Here is an 18,524-nt window from a genome sequence, read left to right on the forward strand (position 1 = left end):
CATCGGTCTTACGTGTGCGTTCCACCTATGGACAAACGTATCGCCTATGGAAAGTATAGTGAAGCTGAGATCAATCAAAATAGATTTTGAGATCAGTACAAACCCGTGGTTGCCGATCGTCCCACGTCTGAAGATTCGAGCTAAGCCACGCCCGTCAAAGGCCCGCGTGGCTTAAGGTTGCGCGCGCCGTTGGACACTTTCATGTGTGTCAAAAACGACAGTCGGTGTTTTCCCCTAAGGGCGCATTTTTTTATTTTCTTGGCGCAAACCCAATCCTATAATTGTCCATACACGAACTGATGTTCCTTGTATGGAACGTCAAGGGCTCAGGAGAACGTGAGAATGACTGAACAATGGCGCTGTGCCGGACATGCCGGTGAGCTGTCCGAAGACTCCCCACTCGAGTTCAAGCTCGACGACACGGAGATCGGCATCTACAAGGTGGGCGACGAGATCTATGCGATGGAAAACGTCTGCCCCCACGCGTACGCGTTGCTGACGCAGGGCTTCGTCGACGGTGACACCGTCGAATGTCCGCTGCACGAGGCCGTGTTCCATATCCCGACCGGCAAGTGCCTGAAAGAGCCGGGCGGCCGTGACCTGAAGATGTACTCGGTACGTCTCGCAGGTGAAGAAATCCAGATCAAGGTGGAATGACATGCGAGAGGTAGCCGTGAACTTCAATCCCTTTCTGAAGCCGTGGCTTGCGCCGCAACCGAACAACGTCGCCGGCAAGGGCGTGATCGAGAAGCCGGGCGAGAGCAGCAACATGGTCTGGCAGAACCGCAAGGCCGAGCCGACCCAGTACGAAAACGACTTCGGCGATGCGCTCGAACGCGTTTTCGAAGCCGGCGCGACGGAACTGCAGGAAGTCGCCGACGGCTTGAATCGCGACGGCTTCCGCACCCCGGAAGGCACTCAGTGGAACGCCGAGCGTCTTGCCGCCGAATTCCGTCAGCTCGCCGAGTAAGCGCGCTTTTCCGAACACGTTTCACCGCATTCGTACTGGAGTCTCTTCATGACGTCCCCCACTACAACTGAAGGCACGGCCGATCCGGTCAAGTCGTATCTGGACCGCGGCCTGCGCAACTACTGGTATCCCGTCGCGCCGAGCTGGCAGGTCGGCAACGCGCCGATCGGGCTCACGCGTCTGGGCGACCAGATCGTGCTGTGGCGCGATAGCGAAGGCAATGTCAACGCGCTCGAAGACCGCTGCCCGCACCGCGGCGCACGTCTGTCGCTCGGCTGGAACCTCGGCGATCGCGTCGCGTGCTGGTACCACGGCGTCGAAGTGAACGGCAGCGGCACCGTGATCAACGTGCCGGCCGTGTCGAGCTGTCCGCTCGAAGGCAAGACCTGCGTGAAGTCGTATCCGGCCCAGGAACACGCCGGCGCGATCTTCCTGTGGTTCGGCGACGACGCGCACAAGGAACCGGCGCCGCTCGTGCTGCCGGACGAACTGGTCGGTGAGGAATACGCAAGTTTCCTGTGCATGTCGAACTGGAAGTGCAATTACCAGTACGCGATCGACAACGTGATGGACCCGATGCACGGCGCGTATCTGCACGCGACCTCGCACTCGATGGCCGAAGGCGACAAGCAGGCCGACATGCGTGTGCGCAAGACCGAAACCGGTCTGATGTTCGAGAAGACTGGCCAGCGCGACGTGAACTTCGACTGGGTCGAACTCGGCGACACCGGCGCGCTGTGGATGCGTCTCGCGATTCCGTACAAGAAGAAGTTCGGCCCGGGCGGCAGCTTCGGCATCATCGGCTTCGCGGTTCCGGTCGACGGCGACAACTGCCAGGTCTACTTCTGGCGTACCCGCAAGGTGCAGGGCTGGCAGCGCGACGCGTGGCGCTTCCTGTATCGCAACCGCCTCGAAGGTCTGCACTGGGACGTGCTCGAGCAGGACCGCTACGTCCTCGAAAGCCTCGCGCCGAACGCACGCGATCACGAGTTCCTCTATCAGCACGACGTCGGCATGACGCGGGTGCGCCGCATGCTGCGTCAACGCGCGCAGCAGGATCTCGCCGCGCTCGAAGCGCATCGCGCGGCCAACGCGACGTCCGCGGCCAACGAAGCCGGGCACAGCCATGCATAACGACGCACTCGCAGCGCTCAACGGCCGGCGCGTCCTCGTGACGGGCGGCGCGCGCGGTCTCGGCGCGGCGTTCGTGCGCGCACTCGTCGCGGCCGGCGCGCAGGTCGTGTTCGGCGACGTGCTGCACGACGAAGGCCGTGCGCTCGCGGCGGCGCTCGCCGAGCAGGGTCATGGGGCGACCTACCTGCCGCTCGACCTCGCCGATCCGGCCAGCATCGAGCAGTTCGCGCAAGAAGGCGCGGCCCGGCTCGGCGGTCTCGACGCGCTGATCAACAACGCGGCGATCACGAACTCCGGCGGCAAGTTCGCGGACGAGCTGTCCGTCGAAACGTGGGATGCGGTGATGAACGTCAACGTGCGAGGCACCTGGCTGATGAGCACCGCCGCGCTGCCGTATCTGCGCGAATCGGGCTGCGGCGCCGTCGTCAACATCGCGTCGGATACGGCGATGTGGGGCGCGCCGAAGTTGCTCGCCTATGTCGCGAGCAAGGGCGCCGTGATCTCGATGACCCGCTCGCTCGCGCGCGAATTCGGCGCGCACGGCGTGACCGTCAACGCGATCGCGCCGGGTCTCACCGAAGTCGAGGCGACCGCGTACGTGCCCGCCGAGCGTCATCAGTATTACCTGCAAGGCCGCGCGCTCACCCGCGCACAAGTGCCGGACGACGTGACCGGGCCGGTGCTGTTCCTGTTATCCGATGCCGCTCGCTTTGTGACCGGCCAACTGCTGCCCGTCAACGGCGGCTTCGTGATGAATTGATCTTGTCGAATCGAAAGGAGAAAGAGATGGCGGACGCCGACAACGAACGCAAATCCTGGGACCAACCCGCGGACGCAAGCTTCCAGCAATGGCTGGACGGCCGCGTCGCACGCCTCGAAACGCGTCGCTACGACTGGGACGCGCTGAAGTTCCAGGCCGACTACGACCCCAAGTATCGCCGTGCGCAGATGCGCTACGTCGGTACCGGCGGCACCGGCGTCGCGAAGGACATGAACACGGTGCCCGCAGGCAACTTCACGTTCTCGACGATGGTCATCCCGGCCGGCAACATCGGCCCGAGCCATATTCATACGGACGTCGAAGAAATCTTCTTCGTGCTGCGCGGCAAGATGAAAGTCATCTGCGAGCGCGACGGCGAGACGTGGGAAGCGGTGCTCGGCGAGCGTGACCTGATCTCGGTGCCGCCCGGCGTGTATCGCACGGAAATCAACATCGGCGACGAAGACGCGCTGATGTGCGTGATGCTCGGTTCGCCGAAGCCGATCACGCCGACGTATCCGCCGGATTCGCCGCTCGCGAAGATCAAGCGCGGCTAACTCGCCGCGGAAGCCGTCCACGTCGTTCCACTACACCCGCGAAGGAAATCATGTCCGCAGTCCCGACCGTCAACGCCGAACTGCATGCCGCGCTCGAAGCGCGTCTTGCACGCTATCCGGCGCAGCAAAGCAGCCTCGCTGCGCCACGCGTGCTCGGCTATCGCGAAGTCGATCGCGCCGGCCGCGACGCGTTGCCGCTCGTGCTGCTGCACGGCATCGGTTCGGGCGCGGCTTCGTGGGTGCAGCAGTTCGACGTGCTCGGCGCGACGCGCCGCGTGCTGGCCTGGGATGCGCCGGGGTATGGCGCTTCCTCGCCGGTCGCGGCCGCCTCGCCGGTTGCACAGGATTACGCCGTTGTACTGAAGGAATGGCTCGACGCGCTCGGCATCGAACGCTGCGTGCTGGTCGGGCACTCGCTCGGCGCGATCATCGCCGGTGCGTTTGCCGCCGCGCATCCACGCTATCTCGCGGGTCTGCTGCTGCTGTCGCCCGCGGGCGGCTACGGCGCGGCCGCACCCGAGGTGCGCGACGCCAAACGCGATCAACGTCTCGCGATGCTGAACGAACTGGGACCGCAGGGTCTCGCCGACAAGCGCAGCGCGAACATGCTGTCCGCCCACGCAAGCAACGAAGCACGCGCATGGGTGCGCTGGAACATGTCGCGCGTGATCCCGCAGGGCTACGCACAGGCCACGCACCTGCTCGCCAACGCCGATCTCGCGGGCGACCTCGCGCGCTACGACGGCCGCGTGAGCGTCGCGGTCGGCGCCGAAGACACCATCACGACGCCCGAAGCCTGCGAAAGGATCGCACTCGCCGCGCGCACCCGTCTGCAGATCGTGCCGCGCGCGGGCCACGCCGGCTACATCGAAGCACCCGCCGCGTACACCACGATCATCGATACGTTCTGCCGCGCAAGCGACAGCCCATTGAGCCAAAGCGGAGCCAATCAATGACGCCCGACACTCTTGACGCCGACCGCGACCTTACCGCCGAGCGCAACGAAACGAGCAACGAACCGAGCAGCGATTCGGGCTACCGGGTGCCCGGTCTCGAACGCGGCTTGAAGATCCTGATGGAGTTCTCGCCGCGCGAGCCCGTGCTCGGCGCGCCGGAACTGTCGCGGCGCCTGAGCATTCCGCGCACGACGGTGTTCCGTTTGCTGCAGACGCTCGAATCGCTCGGTTTTCTCGAACGCGCCGACAAGGACCGCAACTATCGCCTCGGCGTCGCGGTGCTGCGTCTGGGCTTCGAATATCTGAGCTCGCTCGAACTGACCGATCTCGGCCTGCCGATCATCGAAAAGCTGCGCGACGAGACCGGCCTCACGAGTCACATCGTGATCAGGGACGTACGCGACGTCGTGTTCGTCGCGAAGGCGCAAAGCCATGCGCCGATTTTCAGCTCGGTGAAGGTCAACGTCGGCACGCGCCTGCCCGCGCATGCGACGACGCATGGCCAGGTGCTGATGGGCGATCTGACCTTCGACGAACTGAAGAAGCTGTATCCGGAGCCGGAGCTCGAGCGCTTCACGACGCAGACGCCGGCCACGGTCGACGAACTGTACGAACGCATTCGCGACGACGCGCGGCGCGGCTTCGCGATCAGCGAGTCGTCGTTCGAGCGCGGCATTTCGGTGGTCAGCGCGCCGGTGCGCAACGACTCGCGCCGCATCGTCGCGGTGATCACGACGACGATTCCGCGCCGCGAGATCGATGCGTCGCTGCTGGACGGCGGTCTCGTCGACAAGGTGCGCCGCGCGGCCGACGAACTGTCGGAGCGGCTCAATTACCGGCCGAAGTCTGGGCCGAATAGTGGCAACAAGTACATGAAGGCACTGGGGCTCTGATGATCCAAATCGACTTGACCGGACAGGTAGCGGTGGTGACGGGCGGTTCGTCCGGCATCGGCCTCGCGACCGCCGAACTGTTTCTGCGCGCCGGCGCTTCGGTCGCGATCTGCGGCCGCGACAGCGAACGGCTCGGCGAGGCGCAAGCCGCGCTCACGCAGAAATATCCCGGCGCGCAACTGCTCGCGCAGCGCTGCGACGTGCTCGACGCCGACGAGGTGAACGACTTCGCGCAGGCGGTGCAACAGCGCTTCGGCCGCACCGACATGCTGGTGAACAACGCCGGCCAGGGCCGTGTGTCCACCTTCGCCGATACGAGCGACGACGCCTGGCGCGAAGAGCTCGACCTGAAGTACTTCGGCGTGATCCGCCCGACCCGCGCGTTCCTGCCGATGCTGCGCGACACGGCCGGCGCCGGCCGCAACGCGGCGATCGTCAACGTGAACTCGCTGCTCGCGCTGCAGCCGGAGCCCCACATGGTCGCGACGTCGTCGGCGCGCGCGGGTCTGCTGAGTCTGACGAAGTCGCTCGCGGTCGAATTCGCGCCACAGCGCGTGCGCGTCAACTCGATCCTGATCGGCATCGTCGAATCGGGTCAGTGGCGCCGCCGTTACGCGACACAGGCAGAGCCCGGTCAGAGCTGGGAAGACTGGACCGGCGAACTCGCGCGCAAGAAAAACATTCCGCTCGGCCGCTTCGGCCGCCCCGAAGAGGCCGCACAGGCGCTCTTTTATCTGGCTACCCCGCTGTCGTCGTACACGACTGGCAGTCACATCGATGTTTCTGGAGGCGTTGCACGACATGTCTAACAAAACCACCGTTGGCGAACTGATCGCCGCCTTTCTCGAGCAATGCGGCGTCAAAACCGCATTCGGCGTGATCTCGATTCACAACATGCCGATCCTCGACGCCATCAACACGCGCGGCAAGATCCGCTACGTCGGCGCGCGCGGCGAAGCCGGCGCGGTCAACATGGCCGACGGCCTCGCGCGCGTCTCCGGCGGCCTCGGCGTCGCCTTCACCAGCACCGGCACCGCGGCGGGCAACGCGGCGGGCGCGATGGTCGAAGCGTTGACGGCGGGCACGGCACTGCTGCACGTGACCGGCCAGATCGAAACCGAATACCTCGATCAGGACCTCGCGTACATCCACGAGGCGCCGGATCAATTGTCGATGCTGCAATCGATCTCGAAGGCCGCGTTCCGCGTGCGCTCGGTCGAAACCGCGCTGCCGACGATCCGCGAAGCCGTGCGCGTCGCGCAAGCCGCGCCGAGCGGGCCGGTCAGCGTCGAGATTCCGATCGACATCCAGGCCGCCGAAGTCGAATGGCCGAGCGATCTCGGCGCTCCGCACGTGACGACGCTCACGCATTGCAAGGACCGCGTCGCGCAACTGGCCGAGCAACTGACCAGGGCGAAGCGTCCGCTGCTGTGGCTGGGCGGCGGCACGCGTCATGCGCGCGCGGCGGTCGAACGTCTGGTCGCGCTCGGCTTCGGCGTCGTGACCAGCGTGCAGGGTCGCGGCGTGCTGCCCGAAGATCATCCGGCCACGCTCGGCGCGTTCAACGTGCACCCGGCAGTCGAAAGCTTCTACAAGACCTGCGACGCGCTGGTGGTGGTCGGCTCGCGTCTGCGCGGCAATGAAACGCTGAAGTACAAGCTTGCGCTGCCGCAGCCGCTGTATCGGGTCGACGCCGACGCGCTCGCCGACAACCGCGGCTATCGCAACGACATGTTCATCCACGGCGACGCCGCCGCGGTGCTCGACGAACTCGCGACGCTGCTCGAAGGCAAGCTGAAGATCGATCCGGCGTTCGCGCAGGATCTGGCCGCCGCGCGCGAGAGCGCGGTCGCCGACGTCGCCAAGGGTCTCGGGCCGTACAAGCGTCTGGTCGACGCGCTGCAGGAAGCCGTGGGCCGCGACTACAACTGGGTGCGCGACGTCACGATCTCGAACAGCACGTGGGGCAACCGCCTGCTGAAGATCTTCTCGCCGCGCGCGGGCGTTCATGCGCTCGGCGGCGGTATCGGCCAGGGCATGCAGATGGGCATCGGCGCGGCGCTCGCGGGCAACGCGGCGAAGACCGTCGCGCTGTGCGGCGACGGCGGCCTGATGGTCAACGTCGGCGAACTCGCGACGGCCGTGCAGGAAAACGCCAACGTGATGATCGTGTTGATGAACGATCAGTGCTACGGCGTGATCCGCAACATTCAGGACGCCCAGTACGGCGGCCGCCGCTGCTACGTGCAATTGCATCAGCCGGATTTCGCGCAGTTCTGCGAAAGCCTGAAGCTCACCCACTACCGCATCAAGTCGCTCGACGATGCTTCCGCGATCATCCGCGAAGGCATGACGAAGACGGGGCCGGTGCTGGTCGAAGTGGACATGCTGTCGATCGGCTCGTTCGCGACCGCGTTCGCGGGCCCGCCGGTCAAGAAAGAGGAGCCGCAACATGCATGAGGCCGCCTACGCGGGACATCACGCGCCGCTCGACATCGCGATGATCGGCTTCGGCGCGATCGGCCAGGCGGTGTATCGCTCGGTCGCCGCCGATCCGGCGGTGCGCGTGTCGCACGTGATCGTGCCCGAAACCCACGTGGCGTCGGTTCGTGATGTGGTGGGCGCGGGTGTCGACGTGGTGTCGTCCGTGTCGGCGCTCAGCACGAAGCCGCAGTTCGCGCTCGAATGCGCGGGCCACGGCGCGCTGGTCGCTCACGTCGTGCCGCTCTTGAAGGCCGGCACCGACTGCGCGGTCGCGTCGATCGGCGCGCTGTCCGACGTGTCGCTGCTCGATGCGCTCGCCGCCGCGGCCGATGAAGGCGACGCGACGGTCACGCTGCTGTCGGGCGCGATCGGCGGTGTCGACGCGATCTCGGCGGCGCGGTTCGGCGGTCTCGACGAGGTGCTGTACACGGGCCGCAAGCCACCGGTCGGCTGGCTCGGCACGCCGGCCGAGGAGGTCTGCGATCTGGCCGCGCTCACCGAAGAAAAAGTGATTTTCGAAGGCAGCGCACGCGATGCCGCGCGGCTCTATCCGAAGAACGCAAACGTCGCCGCGACGATCGCGCTCGCGGGCCTCGGCCTCGACCACACGACGGTGCGGCTGATCGCCGATCCGAACGTGACGCGCAACGTGCATCGCATCGTCGCGCGCGGCGCGTTCGGCGAGATGGCGCTCGAAATGAGCGGCAAGCCGCTGCCGGACAACCCGAAGACGTCCGCGCTGACCGCCTATAGCGCGATCCGCGCACTGCGCAATCGCGCGGCGCGCTGCGTGATTTAAGACTCGTTAAGCCCTAGGCTTGAAAGAACCGGAACGACCGACATGACTCACTTCGATACCAGCCTCGTGCCCAACGGCGATATTTTCATCGGCGGCGAATGGCGGCAAGGGCGTGGCAACCCGTACAAAAGCCAGTATCCGGCGGATCAGTCGGTCAACATGGAAATCTCGACGGCCAGCGCCGACGACGCGCGCGAAGCGATCGAAGCCGCCGACGCGGCATGGCGCAAGCCGAACTGGTCGGGTCTGAAGCCGCATCAGCGCGCGCTGGTCCTGTATCGCATCGCCGATCTGATCATGGCGCGCCACGAAGCGCTCGCGAATCTGCAGCGCCGCGACAACGGCAAGCCGATCGGCGAGACGCGCGTGCTGGTAGCGAGCGCGGCCAACACGTTCCGCTATTTCGCAGCCTGCCTCGAAACGCTCGACGAAGACGTCACGCCGTCGCGCGGCGACTATCTGACGATGAGCATCTATGAGCCGATCGGCGTCGTCGCGGCGATCACACCGTGGAATTCGCCGATCGCGTCCGATGCGCAGAAGCTCGCGCCGGCGCTCGCGGGCGGCAACGCGGTGGTGCTGAAGCCCGCCGAAGTCACGCCGCTGGTGTCGCTCGCGCTCGCACGTATCTGCGAGGAAGCGGGTGTGCCGAAGGGCGTGGTCAGCGTGCTGCCGGGCAAGGGCTCGGTGATCGGCGACGTGCTGGTGCGTCATCCGCTCGTGAGGAAGGTGTCGTTCACGGGCGGCACCGAAGTGGGCCGCGGCATCGCGCGCATCGCGGCCGACAAGCTGATGCCGGTGTCGCTCGAACTCGGCGGCAAGTCGCCGACCATCGTATTCGACGACGCCGATCTCGATCATGCGGTGAACGGCGTGCTATACGGCATTTTCAGCTCGTCGGGCGAGGCGTGCATCGCGGGCTCGCGCCTGTTCGTGCAGCGCTCGATCTACGACACGTTCATGCAGCGTCTCGTCGAAGGCGCGCGCAAGCTGCGCGTCGGCGACCCGACGCGCGAGAACACGCAGATGGGTCCGCTGATCACGCAGGCGCATCGCGAGACGATCGAACGCTATGTCGCGCTCGGTCTCGAAGAGGGCGGTCGTCTGCTGTGCGGCGGCGAACGTCCGGTCGGCGATGGCCGCGAAGCCGGCACCTACTTCCAGCCGACCATTCTCGAAGGGCTCAGCAACGACGCGAAGATCTGCCAGGAAGAAATCTTCGGGCCGGTGCTCGTCGCGATGCCGTTCGACGACGAAGCGTCGCTGCTGAAGGAAGCGAACAATAGTGTGTTCGGCCTCGCCGCCGGCATCTGGACGCGCGACTACAAGCGCGCCTACCGGATCGCACGCGCGCTCGAAGCCGGCACCATCTGGATCAACACCTACAAGCTGTTCTCGATCTCGACGCCGTTCAGCGGCTGGAAGGAGAGCGGCATGGGACGCGAAAAAGGCCGGGTCGGCATTCGCGAATACATGCAACAGAAGAGCCTCTACTGGGGCTTGAACGACGCGCCGCTGGCGTGGGCGAACTGAAGCGGCGACGCAGAGGCAACCAAGAGGCACGTTATGACGATTCTCGGCATTGAACAGATTACTTACGGCGTGACGGATCTCGCCACCTGTCGGCAGTTTTTCGCGGACTGGGGCATGAAGGAGACCGCGCATGACGAAACCCGCGCGCGCTTCGAAACGCTGAACGGCTGCACGGTCCTCGTCGCCTTGGCCAACGATGCGTCGCTGCCGCCCGCGTTCGAGGAAGGCCCGACCTTGCGCGAAGTGACGTGGGGCGTCGCGACGAAGGCGGAGCTCGACGCGCTGCGCGGGCGCTTCGCCGGCCAGCCGGGCCACTACGAAACCGACGACGCGGTCGGCTGCATCGACCCGAACGGCATGGCGGTGCGCGTCGAAGTCACGCGCAAGCGGCCGGTCGACGTGCACGGTTCGCCGTCGAACGTGTGGGGCCAGACGTTGCGCGTCGATCAGCCGTCGCCGGTCTACGAACGCGCGGAGCCGGTCGAAGTGGGCCACGTGGTGTTCTTCACGAACAACCTCGCCGAGCAGGAAAAGTTCTATCACGAGCTGCTCGGCTTCGAGACCTCGGACCGTTATCCGGGCCGTGGCGCGTTCATGCGCTGCGCGCCGCACGGCGGCCATCACGACCTGTTCCTGCTGGCATTGCCGAACGGCAAGCGCGGCCTGAACCACGTCGCGTTCACCGTGCGCGATATCCACGAAGTGTTCGGCGGCGGCATGCACATCAGCCGCTGCGGTTGGGAAACGCAGCTCGGGCCGGGACGTCATCCGGTGTCGTCGGCTTACTTCTGGTACTTCAAGAATCCGGCCGGCGGCCTGATCGAGTACTACGCCGACGAAGACCAGTTGACGCCCGACTGGCAGCCGCGCGATTTCGAGCCGGGTCCGACCGTGTTCGCCGAATGGGCGATCGACGGCGGTATCGACGGCAATACACGACGCCAGAAGGACGCGAAGGCGCCCGAAGGCAAGTTCATGACGGAGCGCAAAAATGACTGACGCTGCTACCGAAAAGGCCCAGGCCGCGCATGCGGGACTCGAAGCGCCGCGCACGATCGTCGTGATCGGCGGCGGCCAGGCGGCCGGCTGGGTCGTGAAGACCCTGCGCAAGGAAGGCTTCAACGGCCGCCTCGTGATGATCGCCGACGAAGTGCATCTGCCGTACGAGCGTCCGCCGCTGTCGAAGGCCGTGCTGGCCGGCGACGCGGACATCGAGACGGTGCGGCTCGTGAAGCCCGACGATTTCGATGCGTTGAACGTCGAGGCATGGCAACCCGATTGCGCGACGTCGATCGATCGCGCGCAGCGCATCGTGCACACGAAGTCCGGCCGCGAAGTGCAGTACGACCGCCTCGTGATCGCGACCGGCGGCGCGGCGCGCCGTTTGCCCGACGCGCTCGTGCAGACCTCGCACATCACCTATCTGCGCACGCTCGACGAAGCGCTCGCGCTCGGCGAACGGCTGCGCGCAAGCAAGCGCGTGCTCGTGATCGGCGGCGGCTGGATCGGTCTCGAAGTCGCGGCGACCGCGCGCAAGCTCGGCGTCGACGCGTGCGTGGTGGAAGGCGCGCCGCGTCTGTGTGGGCGCTCGCTGCCGCCGCTGGTGTCCGATTTCCTGCTGAAGCTGCATCGCGCGAATGGCGTGGACGTGCGGCTGAGCGCTGCGCTCGTCAAGCTCGAAGATCATCCGAACGACGCCAACCGAGTGCGCGCGACGTTCGCGGACGGCTCGACGCTCGACGCCGACTTCGCGGTAGCCGGCATCGGTCTCGCACCGCACACGGCGATTGCGCAAGCGGCGGGCGTGAAGGTGGAGGACGGCATCGTGGTCGACCACTTCGGCGCCACCGACGACCCGCGCATCTTCGCGTGCGGCGACGTCGCGAATCATCCGAGCGCGTGGCTGAAGCGCCGCGTGCGGCTCGAATCGTGGGCCAACGCGCAGAACCAGGCGATCTCCACGGCTAAGGCGTTGCTCGGCACCTTCGAACCGTACGCGGATATTCCGTGGTTCTGGTCCGATCAGTACGACGTGAACCTGCAGATTCTCGGCGACATTCCCGCCAACGCGGAACTCGCGGTACGCGGCGATCTTCCGGCCAAACGCGCGACGCTGTTCTATCTGGAAGACAACACGATTCGCGGCGTGATCGCGATCAACACTCCGCGCGAGCTGAAGCTCTCGCGCAAGTGGATGAACCAAGGCCGGACCATCGACCTTGCCACACTGACTGACGCCTCTACGGCGCTTGCCTAACCATTTCTACGGACGGCACCTTGGCATGAGAACCATCGAAAACACTACAGGAGACCGCAGCAGCGCCGGTGTTTCAGGCGCTGTGACGCAAGGCTCGATCATCGCGCGTCTGGAGCGCTTGCCGCGGAACCGGATGCAGGTGCGCGCGCGCATACTGATCGGTCTCGCGACGTTCTTTGACGGCTTCGACGTCATCGCGATCGCGGCGACGCTGCCCTTGCTGATCGCGAAATGGAATCTGACTCCTTGGGACGTCGGCTTCCTGCTTGGCTCCGGCTCCGTGGGACAGCTGATCGGCGCGTTCCTGTTTCCGTGGTATGCGGAACGCGGCGGACGCGTGAAGGCGATCGCGCTGAGCTCGGGCATCATCGGCATCACCAGTATCGCGTGCGGCTTCGCGCCGACCTTCGCGGTGTTCGTCGCGCTGCGTATCATCCAGGGCCTGGGCCTCGGCGGCGAGTTGCCGGTGGCCGCGACCTATATCAACGAGATCAGCCGCGCGCACGGCCGCGGACGCTTCGTTCTGCTGTACGAAACCGTGTTCCCGATCGGGCTGCTCGCGTCGAGCGCGCTCGGTGCGTGGATCGTGCCGCGCTTCGGCTGGCAGGCGATGTACTTCATCGGCGGCATGCCGTTGATCCTGTTCTTCGTGCTGCGCAAGCTCGTGCCGGAATCGCCGCGCTGGCTCGCCGTGCGCGACCGGATGGCCGAAGCCGATTCCGCCGTGCTCGCGTTCGAACGTGCCGCCAAGGTGCCGCTGCCGCCGGTCGCGCATGCGTCGGAGTTCGACGAGATGGTCAATCGCCATCCGAAGCGCCGTGTCGCGGACCTGTTCGGCCCGGCCTATCTGAAGCGCACGCTCGCCGTGGCGATGCTATGGGTCACTTGCGGCTTCATCCAGTACGGTCTGTCGACCTGGCTGCCGACGATCTACCGCACGATCTATCATGCACCGCTGCAACTCGCGCTGAACCTGGCCGTCGCGGCGTCGGTGCTCGGCGTGCTCGGATCGCTGGCTTGCGCGTTGCTGGTCGACAAGGTGGGTCGCAAGCCGATCATCAACATCTCGTTCCTGCTGTGCGCGTTGTCGCTGGCCATGGCGGGGGTGCTGCACGGTTCGTCGGTGTATGTGGTCGCAACCTGCTGCGCGTTCGCGCTCGGCTTTCTCGCCAGCGGCTTCATCACGGCCTATGTGTACACGCCGGAGCTGTACCCGACGAGCATCCGCGCGATGGGCTGCGGTGTCGGCGGCGCGTGGCTGAAGGTGGCGGCGATCTTCGCGCCGGCGATCGTGTCGAAGACGATGATCGGCGGCAACCTGGAGGTGGCGTTCTATATCCTGGCTGCGGTGCCGTTCGTCGCGGCGGTGGCCGTGCACTTCCTCGGTATCGAAACCAAGGGCAAGGTGCTGGAGCAGCTCGAGGCTTGACCCGTACTGCGTGATGACCGCTTGAGCAGTAGAAACGCAAGGCGCACCGGGTGGTGCGCCTTTTGTCTTAGATGGGCCTCGATGAAGCGCCGCGCTTTTAGAGCGCTTTGCGATAAACCACGAAGCCGGACTTGTCCGCGACCTTGTCGTAAAGCCGCATCGCGGTGTGATTCGTCTCATGCGTCTGCCAGTAGACGCGCTGCGCGCCGTCGGCTTTTGCCCGCGCATAAACGGCCTCGATCAGCGCACGGCCGACGCCCTTGCCGCGCTCGCTATCGAGCGTGTACAGGTCCTGCAGATAGCAGATCGGGCCGGCCATCGTCGTATGACGGTGATAGAGGAAATGCACGAGGCCTTGCAATTGCCCGGCGCGTTCGGCGACGAACGCATGCATCGGCTCGTACCCATCGAAAAAGCGATTCCACGTGATTTGCGTGATTTCGCGCGGCAGCGCGGTATCGCCCGAGCGGCCATAAAACGCGTTGTAGGCGTCCCATAGCGGCAGCCATGCGTCGAAGTCGTCACGGTTGACGGCGCGAATCTGCAGCGGGGCGGACATGTGGGCGGCTCCTTGGGAAAGCAGTGGAACCGCCAGCATAGAAAATTTGCAGCGCGATTGTTAGCTCCACTATCTGCGCAAAATCTGGAGCCACGGCGCCTGCGACGCAGCGGTGAGCGGATGCGTCACCGCCTGCCGCGAGTCAGTGCTTGTGATGTTGCTTGTGGCGCAGCTCGTTGCGGACCTTCTTCGCGGCGAATAGCGGCACGTAGTCGAATACGCGCGCGTCGTTCCTGAATTCGGCGAGCGTATCGGCGTACATGCGCGACACCGTTTCGGCCGGCGTCCCAGTTTCTTCCGCGATGCTTCGGACTACTTCGTCTACATTCGGCTCTGGCTGAGACATGGGCTTTCTCCGGGTAGGGCGGCGGGCTGGATGGACGGACGGTACGCGGACGGCAGGAAACCATTACAGGATGCGAAGCGCGGGCACGCCAATTGAATCACCCTATCGCTCGACTCAAGTCACAGAGATTTTCTTCTTGCACCCCGGCAAACGCCGATGCGGTGGGGCCGCGCGGAAAAGCAACCGGCGCGGCGGTGGTGAATACCCGGGAAACGCGCTTGGGTAAGCGAGCGGCGTTTCTACTTCTCCATCTTCTGCGCCACATGCGCGATCCGGTCGCGCACGACGCCGATCGCCTGCTTCAATGCGTAAACGTCCTGAAAGTATCGATACGGAATGCGGATCTGACTCGCGTTCGCGTCGATGCTTTCAATCTCCTCACGCCATTGGGCGATCTGCGTGCGAGACGGCGTGGCGTTCTTCCACACTTCGTCTTCGAGCGCCTTGATCGCGCGATACCACACGAACAGGCGTTTCTTCATACGCGCTTCGAGCATGCGAGGCAGCGCCTGCGCGAGGCCGATCAGCAGCGCGAGGAACGGCACCAGAATCAGCAGCCGCCGTTCGATCAGGCTTGCGAGCCAGAACGGCAGGTAGCGATACAGAAACGGCCGGCCCGATTTGAAGTAGCGCACGCTTTCGTCGGAGATCGGGAATTCTTCGGTGTTCAGGTTCGGGAACGTGCCGAGCGGCGTGAAGTAGTCCTCGCCGCCGTGCACCGTGCGCGCCGCGTCGAGCAGCAGATAGACGAGCGCCGGATGCAGCGTGTCCTTCGACACGAGCAGCGCGGTGGCCGCGAGCAGCGTGACGTCGCTGCGCGGCAGATCGTCGGCGACGCTCGTCGATGCGCGCGGCAACACGATCTTCGATAGCGACGGGAATTTCTGCACCAGCGCATCGGCCTGGGCGAAGCTCATCAGCTTCAGGTTGCTGGTGAGCAGCGTGTGCTGCATGTCGGCGTCGGGCCGGCCGATGAAGAACGCCGCGTCGACCTGACCGCTTTCGAGCCCCTGGTAGGCGGCGTTCGCGTCCATCTGCAGCAGCGTCGAGTTCTGACTCGTGATGCCGCTATAGCCGAGCAGCACCTGCGATACGTTGAGCAGGCCGCTGCCCGGCACGCCCATCGAAATGCGTTTGCCGCGCAGTTGCGATAGCCGGTCCATCGTCGCATCGCCTCGATAGAACACCCAGATCGGCTCGTACGACACGGCGGCGATGGTTTGCAGATTGTCGGTGTCTTTCGGACTGGTCGTGCCCGACTGGATGAAGCCGACCTGATAGGCGCTGTCCGGGTCCGCGAGACGCTGGTAGTTTTCGATCGAGCCCGACGAGCTGCGGATGTCGAGCTTGATGCCCTCGCGCTTGAGCAGCGGCGCGTAGCGATCGGCGAAGCCGCGATAGATGCCGCCCTGCGCGCCCGAGGTGATGACGATCGTGCGCTGGAACGCGGGCTCGAGCACGAGCGCGAGCATCCAGCAGAACGCGGCGAACAGCACGATCGCGCCGACGAGCAGAAGACGCCGGCGCCGCCGCGTCATTGGCGTTCTCAGACTGCGGTACTGTGCGGGGTCTGGTCTCGGCATCGTTACCCGGGTATGGTCAGTCCGCCGTCGGCGAGCGACGTGCTGGACTCGGCTTGTGGTCCTTCAACTGTACGATATCGGCGCGCTTTATTCGACAGCGCTACGCAACATCCTCTGCCTCGCTGCCCAACTCCCGCGCAATGAACTCGACGAACGCGCGGATCCGATTCGACATCTGATGCCGCGGCGAATACACCGCGAAGATATCCGCATTCGGCGTGTCGTGATCGGGCAGTAGCTGGACCAGCGAACCATCCGCGAGATATTGCCGGATGTCCCATTCGGCGCGCATCAGGATGCCGTGTCCTTCGAGCGCCCACTTGACGGCGATCTCGCCGTCGTTGGTGGTCAGCGTGCCTTTGATGCGCACCGCCTCGGTCTTGCGCGCGGCGCCGCGTCCCGAGCTCAGCCGCCACACGCCGTAGGCTTCGTCGCCCTGACGGATGCCGATGCAGTTGTGGCGCGTCAGATCGTGCGCCGTGAGCGGCGTGCCGTGCGCCGCGAGATACGACGGCGCCGCGCACAGCAAACGCCGGTTCGGCGCAAGACGGCGCGCGACCACGCGCGTATCGGGCGGCTCGCCGAAGCGGATGCAGACGTCGAAGCTGTCGTCGGTGAGCGGCGGCGGCGTGACCGACAGCTGCAGTTGAACCGACACCTGCGGATACCGCGCGACGAAGCGCGAGATCGCCGGGCCGATATGGCTGCGCCCGAAGCCGAGCGTCGCGTTCACGCGCAGCAGACCCTTCGGCGTCTGCTTCGCCGAGCCGAGCAATTCGGCCAGCTCGTCGATCTCGTCGAGAATCCGCCGCGCGCGTTCGAGGTATAGCTCGCCTTCGGGCGTGAGCATCATGCGGCGCGTCGTGCGGTTCACGAGCGCGGCGCCCGCGCGCTGCTCCATTTGCGTGAGGCGCTTGCTGACGGCGGCAGCCGTCAGCCCCAGTTCGCGCGCGGCCGCGCTCAAGCTGCCGCTCGCGGCGAGCGTCGAGAAAAAGCCCAGATCCGCTGGCTGGACGGTGTCGCGCATCGTCTTTTCGACGCCTTCGCATTTGTGAATGCAAGTTAAAGATGCTTTGAGTTTAGCACCGGTTTTTACCTGAGGGATCGCGCTAGAGTGCACCTACGCCATTCACCAAGTACAGGACGGAGACATGAAAACCTATCGCATCGCAACCATCCCCGGCGACGGCATCGGCAAGGAGGTCGTGCCGGCCGGCGCGCAGGTGCTCGACGCGCTCGCGAAGACCACGCGCGCCTTCACGTTCGAGTTCGAGAACTTCGACTGGGGCGGCGACTACTATCGCCAGCACGGCGTGATGATGCCGGCGAACGGGCTCGACGCGATCCGCAACAAGGACGCGATCCTGTTCGGCTCGGCTGGCGACAAGGACATTCCCGATCACATCACGCTGTGGGGGCTGCGCCTGAAGATCTGCCAGGGTTTCGATCAATACGCGAACGTGCGCCCGACGCGCATCCTGCCCGGCATCGACGCACCGCTGAAGTACTGCAAGCCCGAAGATCTGAACTGGGTGATCGTTCGCGAAAACTCGGAAGGTGAATATTCGGGCGTCGGCGGCCGCGTGCACCAGGGCCATCCGATCGAAGCCGCGACCGATGTGTCGATGATGACGCGCGCCGGCGTCGAGCGCATCATGCGCTTCGCATTCCGCCTCGCGCAGTCGCGTCCGCGCAAGCTGTTGACCGTAATCACGAAGAGCAACGCGCAGCGTCACGCGATGGTGATGTGGGACGAGATCGCGCTCGAAATCTCGAAGGAGTTTCCGGACGTCACGTGGGACAAGGAACTCGTCGACGCGGCGACTGCGCGCATGGTCAACCGTCCCGCGACGCTCGATACGATCGTCGCCACCAATCTGCACGCGGATATTCTCAGCGACCTCGCGGCCGCGCTGGCGGGCAGCCTCGGCATCGCGCCGACCGGCAACATCGATCCGGAGCGCCGCTATCCGTCGATGTTCGAGCCGATCCACGGCTCCGCGTTCGACATCATGGGAAAGGGGCTCGCGAATCCGGTCGGCACGTTCTGGTCGGTCGTGATGCTGCTCGAACATCTCGGCGAATTCGATGCGGCGAGGCGCGTGATGCAGGCCGTCGAAGCGGTCACCGCGAACAACGCGCTGCACACGCGCGACCTCGGCGGCACGGCCACGACCGCGCAGGTGACCGCGGCCGTATGCGCGTTCATCGAGCAGGCGGCGACGCCCGCGGCGAACGCGGCTTGAGCGTCGGCTTCGCGTGAA

General features: G+C 65.4%; 19 protein-coding genes. 15 read left to right on the forward strand and 4 right to left on the reverse strand.

The window, feature by feature from the left end:
• Positions 1 to 342: 342 nt before the first annotated feature.
• The 14 genes from EVC45_RS00740 to EVC45_RS00805 are packed head-to-tail and all read left to right on the forward strand — an operon-like array spanning position 343 to position 13,772.
• A complete protein-coding gene (locus EVC45_RS00740) occupies positions 343 to 657 on the forward strand; it encodes a non-heme iron oxygenase ferredoxin subunit (protein ID WP_062130507.1) in 315 nt (104 codons plus the stop codon).
• A gap of 1 nt (position 658) precedes the next feature.
• Entirely contained in the window at positions 659 to 970 is a 312-nt protein-coding gene (locus tag EVC45_RS00745) for a recombinase-like helix-turn-helix domain-containing protein (protein ID WP_129956131.1), read from the forward strand.
• A gap of 48 nt (positions 971 to 1,018) precedes the next feature.
• Positions 1,019 to 2,104 carry an aromatic ring-hydroxylating dioxygenase subunit alpha gene (locus EVC45_RS00750; protein ID WP_129956132.1) on the forward strand — a complete coding sequence of 362 codons (1,086 nt, stop codon included), beginning with the start codon at positions 1,019 to 1,021 and terminating at the stop codon, positions 2,102 to 2,104.
• Entirely contained in the window at positions 2,097 to 2,864 is a 768-nt protein-coding gene (locus EVC45_RS00755; RefSeq protein WP_129956133.1) for an SDR family oxidoreductase, read from the forward strand. The genes EVC45_RS00750 and EVC45_RS00755 overlap by 8 nt, the downstream gene beginning before the upstream one ends.
• Positions 2,865 to 2,890: 26 nt before the next feature.
• Positions 2,891 to 3,421, forward strand: a complete 531-nt coding sequence (locus EVC45_RS00760) for a cupin domain-containing protein (protein WP_129956134.1) — start codon at positions 2,891 to 2,893, stop codon at positions 3,419 to 3,421.
• Positions 3,422 to 3,471: 50 nt separating this feature from the next.
• On the forward strand, positions 3,472 to 4,377 hold the full coding sequence (locus tag EVC45_RS00765) for an alpha/beta fold hydrolase (protein ID WP_129956135.1): 906 nt from the start codon (positions 3,472 to 3,474) through the stop codon (positions 4,375 to 4,377).
• Entirely contained in the window at positions 4,374 to 5,270 is an 897-nt protein-coding gene (locus tag EVC45_RS00770; RefSeq protein ID WP_129956136.1) for an IclR family transcriptional regulator, read from the forward strand. Before EVC45_RS00765 ends, EVC45_RS00770 begins: the two co-directional genes overlap by 4 nt.
• The gene (locus EVC45_RS00775) at positions 5,270 to 6,079 is read left to right on the forward strand and encodes an SDR family oxidoreductase (protein ID WP_129956137.1); all 810 of its coding nucleotides are present in this window, start codon (positions 5,270 to 5,272) and stop codon (positions 6,077 to 6,079) included. Before EVC45_RS00770 ends, EVC45_RS00775 begins: the two co-directional genes overlap by 1 nt.
• On the forward strand, positions 6,072 to 7,730 hold the full coding sequence (locus EVC45_RS00780) for a thiamine pyrophosphate-binding protein (RefSeq protein WP_129956138.1): 1,659 nt from the start codon (positions 6,072 to 6,074) through the stop codon (positions 7,728 to 7,730). Before EVC45_RS00775 ends, EVC45_RS00780 begins: the two co-directional genes overlap by 8 nt.
• Complete coding sequence (locus EVC45_RS00785) at positions 7,723 to 8,553, forward strand: aspartate dehydrogenase (protein WP_129956139.1); 831 nt, start codon at positions 7,723 to 7,725, stop codon at positions 8,551 to 8,553. The genes EVC45_RS00780 and EVC45_RS00785 overlap by 8 nt, the downstream gene beginning before the upstream one ends.
• Positions 8,554 to 8,595: 42 nt before the next feature.
• A complete protein-coding gene (locus EVC45_RS00790; RefSeq protein WP_129956140.1) occupies positions 8,596 to 10,086 on the forward strand; it encodes an aldehyde dehydrogenase in 1,491 nt (496 codons plus the stop codon).
• A 33-nt stretch (positions 10,087 to 10,119) separates the two neighbouring features.
• The gene (locus EVC45_RS00795; protein WP_129956141.1) at positions 10,120 to 11,085 is read left to right on the forward strand and encodes a VOC family protein; all 966 of its coding nucleotides are present in this window, start codon (positions 10,120 to 10,122) and stop codon (positions 11,083 to 11,085) included.
• The gene (locus EVC45_RS00800) at positions 11,078 to 12,343 is read left to right on the forward strand and encodes an NAD(P)/FAD-dependent oxidoreductase (protein ID WP_129956142.1); all 1,266 of its coding nucleotides are present in this window, start codon (positions 11,078 to 11,080) and stop codon (positions 12,341 to 12,343) included. Before EVC45_RS00795 ends, EVC45_RS00800 begins: the two co-directional genes overlap by 8 nt.
• Positions 12,344 to 12,368: 25 nt before the next feature.
• On the forward strand, positions 12,369 to 13,772 hold the full coding sequence (locus tag EVC45_RS00805; protein WP_129956143.1) for an MFS transporter: 1,404 nt from the start codon (positions 12,369 to 12,371) through the stop codon (positions 13,770 to 13,772).
• Positions 13,773 to 13,869: 97 nt separating this feature from the next.
• Here EVC45_RS00805 and EVC45_RS00810 read toward each other — a convergent pair whose 3' ends face one another.
• The 4 genes from EVC45_RS00810 to EVC45_RS00825 form a co-directional block, all read right to left on the reverse strand.
• A complete protein-coding gene (locus tag EVC45_RS00810) occupies positions 13,870 to 14,331 on the reverse strand; it encodes a GNAT family N-acetyltransferase (protein WP_129956144.1) in 462 nt (153 codons plus the stop codon).
• Positions 14,332 to 14,473: 142 nt separating this feature from the next.
• Positions 14,474 to 14,677 (reverse strand): DUF3562 domain-containing protein, encoded by a 204-nt coding sequence (locus EVC45_RS00815; protein WP_129956145.1) that lies wholly within the window; start codon positions 14,675 to 14,677, stop codon positions 14,474 to 14,476.
• Between the two features lie 239 nt (positions 14,678 to 14,916).
• Positions 14,917 to 16,215, reverse strand: a complete 1,299-nt coding sequence (locus EVC45_RS00820) for a TAXI family TRAP transporter solute-binding subunit (protein ID WP_129956146.1) — start codon at positions 16,213 to 16,215, stop codon at positions 14,917 to 14,919.
• A gap of 145 nt (positions 16,216 to 16,360) precedes the next feature.
• Positions 16,361 to 17,287 carry a LysR substrate-binding domain-containing protein gene (locus tag EVC45_RS00825; RefSeq protein ID WP_129956147.1) on the reverse strand — a complete coding sequence of 309 codons (927 nt, stop codon included), beginning with the start codon at positions 17,285 to 17,287 and terminating at the stop codon, positions 16,361 to 16,363.
• A 124-nt stretch (positions 17,288 to 17,411) separates the two neighbouring features.
• Between EVC45_RS00825 and EVC45_RS00830 the strand changes: the two genes are divergently transcribed.
• Positions 17,412 to 18,506: a tartrate dehydrogenase gene (locus EVC45_RS00830; protein WP_129956148.1), complete on the forward strand. Its 1,095-nt coding sequence runs from the start codon at positions 17,412 to 17,414 to the stop codon at positions 18,504 to 18,506.
• The last annotated feature ends 18 nt before the right edge of the window (positions 18,507 to 18,524 follow it).

This window comes from Paraburkholderia sp. UYCP14C, assembly GCF_004197395.1.
In the GTDB taxonomy this organism is placed as follows: domain Bacteria; phylum Pseudomonadota; class Gammaproteobacteria; order Burkholderiales; family Burkholderiaceae; genus Paraburkholderia.

What these genes read in the sequence shown, in the direction of transcription:
- EVC45_RS00760 (WP_129956134.1), top strand. Translation starts at nt 2,891, where the DNA reads ATGGCGGACGCCGACAACGAACGCAAATCCTGGGACCAACCCGCGGAC.
- EVC45_RS00800 (WP_129956142.1), top strand. Translation starts at nt 11,078, where the DNA reads ATGACTGACGCTGCTACCGAAAAGGCCCAGGCCGCGCATGCGGGACTC.
- EVC45_RS00815 (WP_129956145.1), bottom strand. Translation starts at nt 14,677, where the DNA reads ATGTCTCAGCCAGAGCCGAATGTAGACGAAGTAGTCCGAAGCATCGCG.
- EVC45_RS00785 (WP_129956139.1), top strand. Translation starts at nt 7,723, where the DNA reads ATGCATGAGGCCGCCTACGCGGGACATCACGCGCCGCTCGACATCGCG.
- EVC45_RS00795 (WP_129956141.1), top strand. Translation starts at nt 10,120, where the DNA reads ATGACGATTCTCGGCATTGAACAGATTACTTACGGCGTGACGGATCTC.
- EVC45_RS00770 (WP_129956136.1), top strand. Translation starts at nt 4,374, where the DNA reads ATGACGCCCGACACTCTTGACGCCGACCGCGACCTTACCGCCGAGCGC.
- EVC45_RS00790 (WP_129956140.1), top strand. Translation starts at nt 8,596, where the DNA reads ATGACTCACTTCGATACCAGCCTCGTGCCCAACGGCGATATTTTCATC.
- EVC45_RS00820 (WP_129956146.1), bottom strand. Translation starts at nt 16,215, where the DNA reads ATGACGCGGCGGCGCCGGCGTCTTCTGCTCGTCGGCGCGATCGTGCTG.
- EVC45_RS00830 (WP_129956148.1), top strand. Translation starts at nt 17,412, where the DNA reads ATGAAAACCTATCGCATCGCAACCATCCCCGGCGACGGCATCGGCAAG.
- EVC45_RS00750 (WP_129956132.1), top strand. Translation starts at nt 1,019, where the DNA reads ATGACGTCCCCCACTACAACTGAAGGCACGGCCGATCCGGTCAAGTCG.
- EVC45_RS00805 (WP_129956143.1), top strand. Translation starts at nt 12,369, where the DNA reads ATGAGAACCATCGAAAACACTACAGGAGACCGCAGCAGCGCCGGTGTT.
- EVC45_RS00775 (WP_129956137.1), top strand. Translation starts at nt 5,270, where the DNA reads ATGATCCAAATCGACTTGACCGGACAGGTAGCGGTGGTGACGGGCGGT.
- EVC45_RS00740 (WP_062130507.1), top strand. Translation starts at nt 343, where the DNA reads ATGACTGAACAATGGCGCTGTGCCGGACATGCCGGTGAGCTGTCCGAA.
- EVC45_RS00745 (WP_129956131.1), top strand. Translation starts at nt 659, where the DNA reads ATGCGAGAGGTAGCCGTGAACTTCAATCCCTTTCTGAAGCCGTGGCTT.
- EVC45_RS00755 (WP_129956133.1), top strand. Translation starts at nt 2,097, where the DNA reads ATGCATAACGACGCACTCGCAGCGCTCAACGGCCGGCGCGTCCTCGTG.
- EVC45_RS00825 (WP_129956147.1), bottom strand. Translation starts at nt 17,287, where the DNA reads ATGCGCGACACCGTCCAGCCAGCGGATCTGGGCTTTTTCTCGACGCTC.
- EVC45_RS00765 (WP_129956135.1), top strand. Translation starts at nt 3,472, where the DNA reads ATGTCCGCAGTCCCGACCGTCAACGCCGAACTGCATGCCGCGCTCGAA.
- EVC45_RS00810 (WP_129956144.1), bottom strand. Translation starts at nt 14,331, where the DNA reads ATGTCCGCCCCGCTGCAGATTCGCGCCGTCAACCGTGACGACTTCGAC.
- EVC45_RS00780 (WP_129956138.1), top strand. Translation starts at nt 6,072, where the DNA reads ATGTCTAACAAAACCACCGTTGGCGAACTGATCGCCGCCTTTCTCGAG.